We start from the raw sequence: 12,601 nt of genomic DNA on the forward strand, positions 1-12,601 counted from the left end.
ACAAGCTATTCCGGCTCTTCTGCCGGATGTGGGTCGTTTCGGAGCGCGTTGGGTGGTGCTCCTGGTCCCAGCCTCACCCGCTGTGGGACGGGGTGGACTGCCGACGCGCTCCGTTCTGTTCGGATGGAGGGTTTTCTGCCGGTTTGGGGAGGGTTTTCCTCCCGAACCGGGGTAAAACCCTCCTCGCACCAGTGCGACAGACCCCACCCGGCCCGTCCCACGGTCCTTGGCGAAGCGCGGGTCAGTCTTGGTTTTTCAAGGTGCTTGGCCACCAGACGCGTGGGCCGATGTCGTAGGCGAGGGACGGGACGAGGAGGGAGCGGACGACGGTGGTGTCCAGGAGGACGCCGAAGGCGACCATGAAGGCGATCTGGACAAGGAAGAGGATGGGGAGGACGGCGAGGGCGGAGAAGGTGGCCGCGAGGACGACGCCGGCTGAGGTGATCACGCCGCCGGTGACCGCGAGGCCGACCAGGATGCCGGGTCTGGTGCCCTGTTCCTTGGATTCCTCCCGCACCCTGGTCATCAGGAAGATCGAGTAGTCGATGCCCAGGGCTACCAGGAAGACGAACGCGTAGAGCGGGATGTTCGGATCCGCGCCCGGGAACTTGAAGACGTGGTTGAACACCAGCGCGCTCACCCCGACGGTCGCGCCGAAGGACAGCACGTTCGCGACCACCAGCAGGACGGCGGCGACGAGCGAGCGCAGCAACAGTGTCAGTACGACGAAGATGAGCCCCAGGATGGCCGGGATGATCACCCGCAGGTCCCGCTTGCTGGCGTCGAGGACGTCGAGGTTGATCGCCGTGTTGCCACCCACCAGGATGTCGGGGCTGACGTGGTCCAGCTCGGTGCGCAGACGCTGGACCACCTTGGTCGCCGCGGGTGAGTCGGCCGGCACCTTCAGCGTGGCCTGGACCAGAACCTTGCCGTCGACAACCTTCGGCGGTACGCCGGGTGCCGCCGAGGCGGACGCCGTACCGACGCCGTCGACCTTCGACGCGGTCTGCACCACCTGGTCCGCCTGGGCGGCCGGCGTCAGGATCTGGACCGGCGTACCGGCGCCGGCGTCGAAGTGCTGGGCGAGCACCTGCTGGCCGGTGACGGATTCGACCTTGTCGAGGAAGAGGTCCTCCTGCGAGATGCCGCTCGCCTTGAAGGTCGGCAGGAACGCCGCACAGGCCAGCAGCCCCAGCGCGCTGATCACCCAGACCCGGCGCGCGCGGCGCCCGACCAGGCCGGAGATGCGGCCCCACAGCTTGCGGCCGCCGACCTGGTCGCGGGCGTGCACGTGGTCGAGGCGCGGGATCGACGGCCAGAAGATTCGCCGGCCGAAGGCGAGCAGGATCGCGGGCAGGAAGCTCATCGCCGCGATCAGCGCGCCGGCGATGCCGATCGCGCCGACCGGGCCGAGGCCCTTGGTGCTGCCGAGCTGGGACAGCAGCAGGCAGAGCAGACCGAGGATGACCGTCGCCGCGCTGGCCGCGATCGGCTCGATCGCCGCGCGCCAGGCGACCCGCATCGCGTCGTACTTGCTCTCGTAGTCGTGCAGCTCCTCCTTGTAGCGCGAGACGAGCAGCAGCGAGTAGTCGGTCGCGGCGCCGACGACGAGGATGAACAGGATGCCCTGACTCTGCCCGTTCAGTTCCAGTACGCCGTGCTTCGCCAGTGGATAGACGACGAGCGCGGCCAAGGCGAGCCCGAAGACGGCAGTCAGCAGGACCGCGATGGGCAGGATCGGGCTGCGGTAGACGATCAGCAGGATGACGAACACGACCGCGAGCGCGACCCCGAGCAGGATCCCGTCGATCCCGCTGAACGCCACGACGAAGTCCGCGAAGACGCCGCCCGGACCGGTGACGTAGACCGTCAGACCAGTGGGTGTGAGGTCTTGTTTGATGCTGGTGCGCATCGTGTCGGCGACCGCGAACAGTACGGTCTCGCCCGGCTTGACCACCTCGTCGGCGCGCCGGCCGTCCAGTTCGACGGTGAGCAGCAGCGCCTTCTTGTCCTCCGACGGGATCACCGTCTTGGCCGGCGCGGCGAGGTAGTCGCCGATGGTCTTGCCGCCGCCGAGCTCCATCGTCGGGACCTTGGCGAGGAACGCGTTGGCGTTGGCCAGGTCTTCCGGCGTGATGCCGGAGTCGCGCACGATCAGGACGAAGTACGGCAGGGCCTTGGAGTCCACGAACTTGGCAGATTCGTTCGCGACCAAGGTCGACTCGGCCTGCTTCGGCAGGAAGTTGGCGTTGTCGTTCTCCTGGACCTCACTGAGCTTGCCCACCGTCGGCCCGCCCAGAGCCCCGAGCACCAGCCAGCCGATCAGCACGGCGGCGATGGCCGCCCGCCACTTCCACCGGGCCCGGCTCTTGTCTTGTCGCACGCTGTCCCCTCCGCCTGTCGGTCACCGGCACAGTACCCAGGCCGGTTCCTTCTTCTCTCACCACCCGGCGCCGGGTGTGCGCGAGCCGTTTCGGCGGCGTAACAACAAGATGACTACCTGGAAACACCCCGGTCATAGCGTCCTGGCCTAATCGAACAGGTCGGATGATCGGAGACGCACGATGACGCTCGAGACACGGCCGGAGGTCGTCACTCCCCGCGACCGGACCGGTGCGGTGGGCACCGTCGAGGTGCCGCGGCGCGGGCGCTGGATCGATGTCTGGGACCCGGAGGACGCCGGATTCTGGGCCGCGAAGGGCCGCGCGGTGGCGCGGCGCAACCTGTGGCCGTCCATCTTCGCCGAGTTCCTCGGCTTCTCGGTCTGGCAGCTGTGGAGCATCGTCGTGGTCTCGATGCCCAAGGCCGGCTTCGGCTATGACACGAACCAGCTCTTCTGGCTGGTCGCGCTACCCAGTCTGGTCGGCGCGACACTGCGGCTGCCCTACACGTTCGCCGTACCGAGGTTCGGTGGGCGGAACTGGACCGTCGTCTCCGCGCTGTTGCTGCTGATCCCGACCAGCGGGCTGGCCTACTTCATGACCAGGCCGGACACGCCGTTCTGGGTGATGGCGCTGGTCGCGGCCACCGCCGGTGTCGGCGGCGGCAACTTCGCCAGCAGCATGACGAACATCTCGTTCTTCTACCCGGAGAAGGAGAAGGGCTTCGCGCTCGGCATCAACGCGGCCGGCGGCAACCTCGGCGTCGCCGTGGTCCAGTTGCTGGTGCCGATCGTGATCGTCGCCGGCGCCGGGCTGTCGCTGAACCGGGCCGGCCTGATGTGGATCCCGCTGATCCTGTTGGCGGCGTTCCTGGCCTGGAAGCTGATGTCCAACCTGTCTGCCGCGACCTCGTCGTTCCGCGCCTCGATCGCGGCGGCGAAGCGGCCGCACACCTGGATCATCTCGTTCCTCTACATCGGCACGTTCGGCTCGTTCATCGGGTTCGGGGCGGCGTTCCCGCTGCTGATCAAGACCACGTTCCCCGAGATCACGGTGGCGCACATCGCGTTCCTCGGCGCGCTGGTCGGCTCGGTCGCACGGCCGTTCGGTGGCAAGCTGTCGGACCGGGTCGGCGGCGCCCGGGTGACGGTGTGCGCGTTCGTGGTGATGGGCCTCGGCATCCTGGCCGCGATCGTGTCGCTGAACTCGGGCAGCTTCACCGCGTTCCTGATCAGCTTCCTGGTCCTGTTCGTGGCGAGCGGCGCTGGGAACGGATCGACGTACCGGATGATCCCCGCGGTGTTCCGGCTGACCACGCCGGGCGATCCGGGCCGAGCTCGGCGGGAGGCGGCGGCCTGCATCGGGATCGCCTCCGCGGTCGGCGCGTACGGCGGCTTCCTGGTGCCGCGTGGGTTCGCGATGTCGACGAGTCACTTCGGCTCCCTGGTCCCGGCGCTGTACGTCTTCTGCGGCTTCTACGTCCTCTGCGTGGCTGTCACGTACTTCTGCTACCTACGCAAGGGTGGCCCGCTCAGCCGGGAGCGCGTGTGAAGGGTGTCCCCACTCACTGCCCGTACTGCGCTCTGCAGTGCGCGACCACCCTGCACCCGGTCGACCGGCCGGGTGCAGTGGAGGTACGGCCACGCGACTTTCCGACCAACCGGGGCGGGTTGTGCCGCAAGGGCTGGACGGCTCCCGACGTACTCACGGTGCCGGACCGGCTCACCATGCCACTGGTGCGCGACGCGGCGGGCAACTTGGTGGAGACGAGCTGGGACGCGGCGCTGGACTTCGTTGCCGATCGCATCCGATCGCTGCAGCGCGACCATGGCCATGACTCGGTCGCTGTGTTCGGTGGTGGCGGTCTAACCAACGAGAAGGCCTACGCGCTGGGCAAGTTCGCCCGGGTTGCGCTGAAGACCGCGAACGTGGACTACAACGGCCGGTTCTGCATGTCGTCCGCCGCGGCTGCGACCAACCGGGCCTTCGGCATCGACCGTGGGCTGCCGTTCCCGCTGGCCGATCTGGGCGGTGCTGATGCCGTCCTGCTGGTCGGCAGCAACATCGCGGAGACGATGCCGCCGGCGGTCGCGCATCTGCGGGGCGCCAGGGACGCGGGTGGGCTTCTGGTCGTCGACCCGCGTCGCTCGGCGACGGGCGGCCTGACCGAGGACGGTGCCGGGATCCACCTGCAGGCGACTCCGGGGTCGGATCTCGCGCTCATGCTCGCGCTGACTCACGTCGTACTGCAGGAGGGTCTGGCGGACACGGCGTACCTGAACGAGCGGGTCGACGACGCGGAGGTGTTGTTCCGCTCGACCGCGTCCTGGTGGCCCGAGCGGGCGGAGCGGGTGACCGGAGTGCCGGCGGCAACCATTCGCCGGGCTGCTCGGGTGCTTGCGGCGGCCGCACCGGTGCACGGTGGTGCTGGGGCGTTCATCCTGACCGGGCGTGGTGCTGAGCAGCACAGCAAGGGCACCGACACCGTGACGGCCTGCATCAATCTCGCACTGGCGCTCGGGTTGCCCGGACGGCTGGGCAGTGGCTACGGCTGCATCACTGGTCAGGGGAATGGTCAGGGCGGCCGGGAGCACGGTCAGAAGGCGGATCAACTTCCCGGATACCGCAGCATCACCGATCCGGCGGCTCGTGCGCACGTGGCCGGCGTGTGGGGTGTGGATCCTTCCGAACTCCCCGGGCCCGGAAGGAGCGCGGTCGAACTCATCAATGCTCTTGGTACGACGGGCGGCCCGAAGGCACTGCTCGTCCACGGGAGCAACCTGCTGGTGTCGGCGCCACGGTTGGCCTCCGTGCGTGAGCGGCTCTCAGCACTCGACCTGCTGGTGGTGGCGGACGTCGTACCGTCTGAGACTGCTTTGCTGGCGGATGTCGTCTTTCCGGTCACGCAGTGGGCTGAGGAAGAGGGGACGATGACGTCCCTCGAAGGGCGGGTGCTGCGGCGACGGGCGGCCGTCGCACCGCCTGGTGAGGTGCGGAGCGACCTCGCTGTGTTTGCCGGCTTGGCGTCGCGGCTTGGTTGTAGTGCGGCGTTCTCGACCGATCCGGGTGAGGTGTTCGACGAGCTGCGGCTGGCCAGCAAGGGTGGTAAGGCGGACTACTCGGGGATCACGTGGGAGCGGATCGACGCGGGGGAGGCGCTGTTCTGGCCGGTCCCGTTCGAGGGGCACCCGGGGACACCGCGGTTGTTCGCGGACGGCTTCGCCACACCGGATGGCCGTGCGCACGTCGTACCGGTGGATCACCGGCCGGTTGCCGACGACCTGAAAGCTACGGCGCCGATGTACCTGGTGACCGGGCGGTTGTTGCAGCACTACCAGAGTGGGGCGCAGACGCGCCGGGTGCCGGAGTTGGCCGAGGCGGAGCCGGAGGTGTTCGCGGAGATCCATCCGCGGGTGGCCGCACAGCTGGGGATCGCGGACGGGCGTCCGGTCCAGTTGCGGACGGACCGCGGGTCAATGGTGCTCCCGGCGCGGGTGACGGCCGACGTCCGGCCGGACACGGTCTTCGTGCCGTTCCACTTCGGTGGTGCCGGCGCGGTCAACGAGCTCACCAACGATGCGCTCGACCCGGTCTCCCGGATGCCCGAGTTCAAGGCGTGTGCCGTAGAAGTCACCGCTGTGCTTTTGGCCGGGCCTTCGGCGCCGGCAGGGTCATGGGGCCTTGGCTCCCGGCCTTCCCTCGTCGCTCCAGTCGCTGTGTCGGATGCCACGCCTCCGGCGCGGCAGGTCATGGGGCTTGGCTCCCGGTCTTCCCTCGTCTCTCCGGTCGCTTCGCTCCCTGCGTTCCTCAGTCCAGACCGGGGCCCCATGACCGGGCTCCCCGCGCTCCTCAGTCCAGGTCGGGAGGCCCCATGACCGAAAGGGTCGTGATCATCGGCGGTGGGATGTCGGGTCGCCGGCTGGCCGAGCTGCTGCCGACGTACGACGTGACCGTCCTGGGCGATGAACCGTCGTACAACCGCACCCGGTTGACCGAGTACGTCGCCGGCCGCGCGGAACCCGTGGTCGGGGACGAGGTGCCGGTGGCTGCGGTCGCCGTGGATCGAGGCCGGCGGGTGGTGGTGGATTCCGGTGGTCGCGAGTGGGAGTACGACCGGTTGGTCTTCGCGACGGGTGCGGCGCCGTTGGTGCCACCCGAGCTGGTCGAGGCGGCCGGCATCTTCACGTTGCGGTCGGTGGGAGATGCGCGTGCGGTGGTCGAGTCAGCCGGCCGGGCGCGGCGGGCGGTGGTGCTTGGCGGTGGTGTGCTGGGCATCGAGACTGCTTGTGCGCTGCGGGAGCGGGGTGTCGCGGTCACGTTGGTGCATGACGGCGAAGCCCTGCTGGACAAGAGCATTCGGCTTTCGGCCGGTCGCCGGCTGACGCGGGCGGTGCGGGAGTTGGGCGTCGAGGTGCTGCTCAACACGAGCCTCGCCGGGACAGATGTTCGCGACGGGCGGTTCCGGGCGCTCAACCTGCGGAGCGGACGGCAGGTGTTCGGCGAGTTGCTGGTCGTCGCGTGCGGGGTGAAGCCGCGGACCGGGCTGGCGACCGGACTGACCGTGCGGACCGGGATCGTGGTCGACCGGACTCTGACCAGCCCCGACGACCCACGGGTGCACGCGATCGGGGACTGTGCCGAGGTCGACGGGCGACTGAGCGGCACCGTCGCGTCGGCGTGGTCGCACGCGGAGGTGCTCGCGACGCGGCTGAGCGGCGAGCGGGACGGCGGCGCGCCGGGGTTCTCCGGCGACACCGGTCCGAGCGTGCCGGCCTTCGACGTCGTCCGGCTCACTGCGGGTGGACTCGACGTGCTTGTCCTCGGCAACAAGGACGAGGACGGCGAGGTGGTGCGACTGGAGGACGGCACGCGATATGTGCGGGCCGTCCTGCGGGACGGGATCGTCCGGTCGGCCGTGGCGGTGGGTGCGCCGGTGGTGGCCGCGGAGCTGGTGTTGCTGGCGGATCGGGGGACGCCGGTGGTGGCGGACGGGTTGCTGGCCGAACCCGTCGTACCGAAGAAGAAGGTGGCGACCGTGTGCAGGTGCAACGGCGTCACCCGGGCCGCGATCGAGGCGGCCTGGCGTGGGGGTGCCGACAGTGTCGCCGGCATCGCCGCCACGACGCGGGCGACGACCGGGTGCGGCAGTTGCACCGGCGCCGTCGGCGATCTGCTCGACCGCTTCCGTCGCGGCGAGACCGAACCAGTCCCGAGCAGGAGGGCGACGATGGCAGAGCTGAACAAGGCCCGGCACGTTGTGGTGGTAGGCGGTGGCATGGTCGCGCACCGGCTCGTGGAGGCCTTGCGTTCCCGCGACAGCGAGATCACGTGCCGCATCACCGTGCTGGCCGAGGAGCCGCGGCTCCCGTACGACCGGGTGGCGCTGACCAGCTACTTCTCCGGCCGCGACCCGCACGACCTCTCCCTCGGCGACCCGGAACTGTGGGACGACCCGGCCGTGACCTTGCGCAAGGGAGTGCAGGTCGCCTCGTTCGACAGCGTGGCCAAGACCGTGACGACCGCGCGGGGCGAGCAGCTCGGGTACGACGAACTGGTCCTGGCGACGGGTTCGTCGGCCTTCGTGCCGCCGGTGAAGAACAGTGATGCCCAGGGTTGCTTCGTCTACCGCACTGTCGACGACGTCGCCGCACTGCGCGTGTACGTCGAGCGGCTCAAGGATGAAGGCAAGGACGTCCACGGTGTGGTCGTCGGTGGCGGTCTGCTCGGCCTGGAAGCGGCCGGCGCGCTCCGGGCCCTCGGCGCCGCGACCAAAGTGGTCGAGTTCGCGCCCCGCCTGATGCCGTTGCAGGTCGACGAGGGCGGCGGCAGCGCACTTGCCCGGCTGATTCGCGGCCTGGACGTCGACGTGATGACCTCGACGCAGACGACCCGGGTCAAGCTCACCTCGCGAGGCGCGGCCCACGCGATGGCCGTTGCCGAAGGCCCCGATCTCCCGGCCGACGTGGTCGTCTTCGCGACCGGTGTCCGCCCGCGCGACGAACTCGGCCGCGCGGCCGGTCTGCAGATTGGCGAGCGCGGCGGCGTCGTGGTCGACGAGGCCTGTCGGACGTCGGTCCCCGGGGTCTGGGCGATCGGCGAAGTTGCCTGTATCGAAGGCCGCGTCTGGGGATTGGTTGCCCCCGGCTACACGATGGCCGAGATCGTCGCCGACCGGCTGCTCGGCGGTCAGGCAAGCTTCCCGGGTGCGGACACCTCGACCAAGCTGAAGCTCCTTGGTGTCGACGTGGCGAGCTTCGGTGACGCGTTCGGCGCGACCGAAGGCGCGTTGGACATCGTGTACGCCGACCCGGTGGCCGGCGTCTACAAGAAGCTCGTGCTGTCCGACGACGCGCGGACTCTGCTCGGCGGGATCCTGGTCGGCGACGCGTCGGCGTACTCCGGACTTCGCCCGATGGTCGGCCGGGAGCTCGGCGCGGATCCGGCCGCGTTCCTGTTGCCGGAAGGTGCCGGCCCGGTCCAGCTCGAGCTGCCGGACGACGCGCCGGTGTGTTCGTGCAACAACGTGTCCGCTGGGACGATCCGTTGCGCCGTACGTGACGAGGGCTGCAGCGACATCAAGTCGGTGTGTGGCACGACCCGCGCCGGGACCAGCTGCGGTTCCTGCCTGCCGATCGTGAAGAACCTGCTCAACACCGAGCTCACCAAGGCCGGTGTCGAGGTCAGCAAGGCGTTGTGCGAGCACTTCGCGCTGTCGCGGGCCGAGTTGTTCGACGTGGTCCGCGTGACGGAGCTGCGTACGTTCAGCGAGATCGTCGAGCGGCATGGGACCGGCCGGGGGTGCGACATCTGCAAGCCGGTGGTCGCGTCGATCCTGGCCAGCCTGGACCCGGCCGGTCACGTCCTCGACGGCGAGCGGGCGACGCTGCAGGACACCAACGACCACGTGATGGCCAACATGCAGAAGGACGGCACGTACTCCGTCGTCCCGCGGATCCCCGGCGGCGAGATCACCCCGGCGGGCCTGATCACGATCGGCGAGGTCGCCCGCGACTTCGGCCTCTACACGAAGATCACCGGTGGTCAGCGGGTCGACCTGTTCGGTGCCCGGATCGAGCAGCTGCCGGCGATCTGGAAGCGGCTGGTCGACGCCGGCTTCGAATCCGGTCACGCGTACGGCAAGGCGCTGCGGACCGTGAAGTCGTGTGTCGGGTCCACCTGGTGCCGGTACGGCGTACAGGACTCGGTGGGGATGGCGATCGCGCTCGAGCTTCGCTACCGCGGTCTGCGGTCGCCGCACAAGCTCAAGCTCGGTGTGTCCGGCTGTGCTCGCGAGTGCGCCGAGGCGCGCGGCAAGGACGTCGGCGTGATCGCGACCGAGAAGGGCTGGAACCTGTACGTCGGTGGGAACGGCGGGATGACACCCCGGCACGCGGAGCTGCTCGCGTCCGACCTGACCGATGAGGAGCTGCTCCAAGCGATCGATCGCTTCCTCATGTACTACATCCGCACCGGCGACCGGCTGCAGCGGACCGCGGTGTGGATGCGTGAGCTCGAAGGCGGCCTGGATCACGTGCGGGACGTCGTACTGAACGACAGCCTGGGCATCGCCGCGGACCTGGACGCCGCGATGGCCAGGCACGTCGACTCGTATGTCGACGAATGGCAGGCGACCCTGAACGACCCCGACAAGCTGGCCCGGTTCGTCTCGTTCGTGAACGCGCCGGACCAGCCCGACGCCGACCTGCGGTACGTGGTCGAGCGCAACCAGCCGCGGCCCGCCACCCCGGCCGAACGCGGACAGCTGGAGCCGGTCCTGCTGGCCGGCCCCCGATTGGAGGTACGCCAGTGAAGGAGCGAAGCGAGTTCACAATCAAGCACAGCGCGCTCCGTGCCTCATCGGCGCCCGGAGCGAAGCGAGGACACCGATGAGCGTCACTGCGATGAGTCATACGGTCGTCTGCCGGTACGACGTCCTGCTGCCGGAGCGCGGTGTCGCGGCCCTGATCGGGGACCTGCAGATCGCGTTGTTCCGGACGCACGACGGTGAAGTGTTTGCCATCGGCAACCAGGACCCGTTCAGTGGGGCGAACGTGATGTCGCGGGGTATCGTCGGCAGCCGCGGTGACGTGCCGACGGTCGCGTCGCCGATGTTCAAGCAGGTCTTCGATCTGCGCACCGGCTCGTGCCTCGACGATCCGTCGGTGTCTCTTCCGGTGTACCAGGTCGACGTGGTCGACGGACAGGTCACGGTGAATCTCGGTGATGACTAGGCCCGGGCCACTCAGTGGCTGCACGATCGCGATCACCGCCCATCGGCGGGCGGAGGACCTGGTCGCCTCGTTCGAGCGGCGGGGCGCGAAGGTGCTGCACGCACCGACGCTGCAGATCGTGCCGGTCGCCGACGACCACGCGCTGATCGAGGCGTCCCGGCGGGTGATCGCGAACCCGCCGGACGACGTCGTCGTCACCACCGCGGTCGGCTTCCGCGGCTGGATCGAGGCCGCGGACACCGCCGGGCTGGCCGCGGATCTGCTCGGCACCCTGGAGCAGTCGCGCCTCCTCGCCCGTGGTCCGAAGGCCCGGGGTGCGATCCGGGCCGCCGGACTGGTCGAGCACTGGTCCGCTCGGTCGGAGACCACCGCCGAGGTGGTGCAGTGGCTTCGTGACCAAGGGGTCAACGGCCGGAAGATCGTCGTACAACTGCATGGGTTGTCGGACCCGTCGCTGCAGGACGCACTGCGGTCGGCCGGGGCGTCGGTCCGCGGGCTGGAGGTGTACCGCTGGGGTCCGGCGCCTGACCCGGCCGTTGTCGGGCGGATGATCGGTCAGGTCTGCACAGGGATCGTGGACGCGGTGGTGCACACATCTGCGCCGGGTGCCCAGGCCATGCTGGACGCTGCAGCCCTGACTGGGCAGTACGACGCTCTGATTTCGTCGCTGCGGGCAGGTCGGGTTCTGAACGCCTGCGTCGGACCGGTGACCGCTGGACCCTTTGTGGCGTTGGGTTTGGAGCCTCTGGTGCCGGACCGCTACCGACTGGGTGCGCTGATCCGGATCGTGACCGACCGGCTCACCGATGACAACGCCCGGTCGATCGAGACGGAGTTCGGGCAGTTGGTGATCCGCGGCGGTGCGGCGGTGCTGGATGGCGTGGTGTTGCCGCTCGGTCCGGGTCCCCGCGCCGTACTTGCCGCGCTCGTCGCAGCAGGCGGCGATGTGGTGTCGCGGCCCGCGTTGCTGGCGGTCCTCCCTGGTGCCGAGGACGTCCACGCGGTTGAGGTGACGGTTAACCGTTTGCGTACGGCAGTCGGCCGGCCCGAGCTCGTGCGGACAGTGGTGCGGCGCGGCTATCGGCTCGCCGTGGAACCTGCCGGGGTACCGACATGATCACCGGCCCGACCCAGCGGACGGCTGGCGTCGACCTGGTCGCCGGCGCGACCAGGCGGACGCGCGGGGTCGACGTGGTCGCGGGCTCGACCAGGCGGGCTCCCGGCGTCGACCTGGTCGCCGGCCCGACCGGGCGGGCGGCTGGCGTGGACCTGATCGCCGCGGCTCACGGGACGGCGGACCCTCGGGGCATACGCGAGGTCCGCGAACTCATCCGGATGATGGCCCGGCGGCGTCCCGACGTACCGGTCTCGCTCGGCTTCGTCGACGTCGACGTACCCGCGCTGCCGGGGCTGGTCGCCCGTGTTGTTGCTGATAGCAACCAAGCCGTGGTGGTGCCACTGTTGCTGTCCGGCGGCTACCACGTCTACGTCGACGTAGCTGCCGAGGCGGATCGGTATCCCGGCCGGGTCCGCACGGCGCCGGCCCTCGGACCATCGCCTGTCCTGGCGGAGATCCTCGCCGATCGCCTCGGCAACCTCGGTTGCGTCGACCACGTGGTCCTCGCTGCGGCCGGCTCCTCGGACCCCCGCGCCCTCGCCGACTGCTCCGAGACAGCGGATCTGCTCTCCGCTCGCGTCGACCGCCCGGTCTCCGTCGGCTACGTCTCCGGTGCGGGTGAACGCCTCGCCTCGGTCCTGTCGCGGACCCCGGGGGAGGTGGCGGTCGCGACGTACCTGCTGGCGCCCGGCTTCTTCGCCGACCGCGTCCGCCGGCTGGCCGCCGGACGTCCGGTGACCCCGCCGCTAGGTGCCGATCCCCGCCTGGCCGACTTGGCCCTCCGCCGCTACGAGGCCGTTGGGTACCGAGGAACGGGTAGTGGTGGGCGATTCGGCCTGGCCGGATGCGTGGCCACGGCGTGATGGTGCGCT

7 protein-coding genes are annotated in these 12,601 nt (G+C 69.7%); 6 read left to right on the forward strand and 1 reads right to left on the reverse strand.

Annotation, left to right across the window (positions count from 1 at the left end; all coding sequences use genetic code 11):
* Positions 1-241: 241 nt before the first annotated feature.
* Positions 242-2,383 carry an MMPL family transporter gene (locus OG558_RS18295; protein WP_405071333.1) on the reverse strand — a complete coding sequence of 714 codons (2,142 nt, stop codon included), beginning with the start codon at positions 2,381-2,383 and terminating at the stop codon, positions 242-244.
* A 181-nt stretch (positions 2,384-2,564) separates the two neighbouring features.
* On the opposite strand from OG558_RS18295, the gene OG558_RS18300 reads away from it, so the two are divergent.
* The 6 genes from OG558_RS18300 to OG558_RS18325 all read left to right on the forward strand — a co-directional run bounded on the left by OG558_RS18300 (position 2,565) and on the right by OG558_RS18325 (position 12,592).
* Positions 2,565-3,932, forward strand: a complete 1,368-nt coding sequence (locus OG558_RS18300) for an MFS transporter (protein WP_329484540.1) — start codon at positions 2,565-2,567, stop codon at positions 3,930-3,932.
* Complete coding sequence (locus tag OG558_RS18305) at positions 3,929-6,256, forward strand: molybdopterin oxidoreductase family protein (protein ID WP_405071334.1); 2,328 nt, start codon at positions 3,929-3,931, stop codon at positions 6,254-6,256. Before OG558_RS18300 ends, OG558_RS18305 begins: the two co-directional genes overlap by 4 nt.
* Positions 6,253-10,191 carry a nitrite reductase large subunit NirB gene (nirB, locus tag OG558_RS18310; RefSeq protein WP_405071335.1) on the forward strand — a complete coding sequence of 1,313 codons (3,939 nt, stop codon included), beginning with the start codon at positions 6,253-6,255 and terminating at the stop codon, positions 10,189-10,191. Before OG558_RS18305 ends, nirB begins: the two co-directional genes overlap by 4 nt.
* Positions 10,192-10,282: 91 nt before the next feature.
* Positions 10,283-10,612: a nitrite reductase small subunit NirD gene (gene nirD, locus OG558_RS18315; RefSeq protein WP_329484544.1), complete on the forward strand. Its 330-nt coding sequence runs from the start codon at positions 10,283-10,285 to the stop codon at positions 10,610-10,612.
* Positions 10,605-11,729 carry a uroporphyrinogen-III synthase gene (locus OG558_RS18320; protein ID WP_405071336.1) on the forward strand — a complete coding sequence of 375 codons (1,125 nt, stop codon included), beginning with the start codon at positions 10,605-10,607 and terminating at the stop codon, positions 11,727-11,729. Before nirD ends, OG558_RS18320 begins: the two co-directional genes overlap by 8 nt.
* Positions 11,726-12,592: a sirohydrochlorin chelatase gene (locus OG558_RS18325; RefSeq protein WP_405071337.1), complete on the forward strand. Its 867-nt coding sequence runs from the start codon at positions 11,726-11,728 to the stop codon at positions 12,590-12,592. Before OG558_RS18320 ends, OG558_RS18325 begins: the two co-directional genes overlap by 4 nt.
* Positions 12,593-12,601: the final 9 nt, after the last annotated feature.

It is taken from the genome of Kribbella sp. NBC_01510, assembly GCF_045040325.1.
Lineage (GTDB): Bacteria > Actinomycetota > Actinomycetes > Propionibacteriales > Kribbellaceae > Kribbella.

Coding starts and splice junctions, on each gene's coding strand:
- OG558_RS18300 (WP_329484540.1), top strand. CDS start 2,565: ATGACGCTCGAGACACGGCCGGAGGTCGTCACTCCCCGCGACCGGACC.
- nirB (WP_405071335.1), top strand. CDS start 6,253: ATGACCGAAAGGGTCGTGATCATCGGCGGTGGGATGTCGGGTCGCCGG.
- nirD (WP_329484544.1), top strand. CDS start 10,283: ATGAGTCATACGGTCGTCTGCCGGTACGACGTCCTGCTGCCGGAGCGC.
- OG558_RS18320 (WP_405071336.1), top strand. CDS start 10,605: ATGACTAGGCCCGGGCCACTCAGTGGCTGCACGATCGCGATCACCGCC.
- OG558_RS18325 (WP_405071337.1), top strand. CDS start 11,726: ATGATCACCGGCCCGACCCAGCGGACGGCTGGCGTCGACCTGGTCGCC.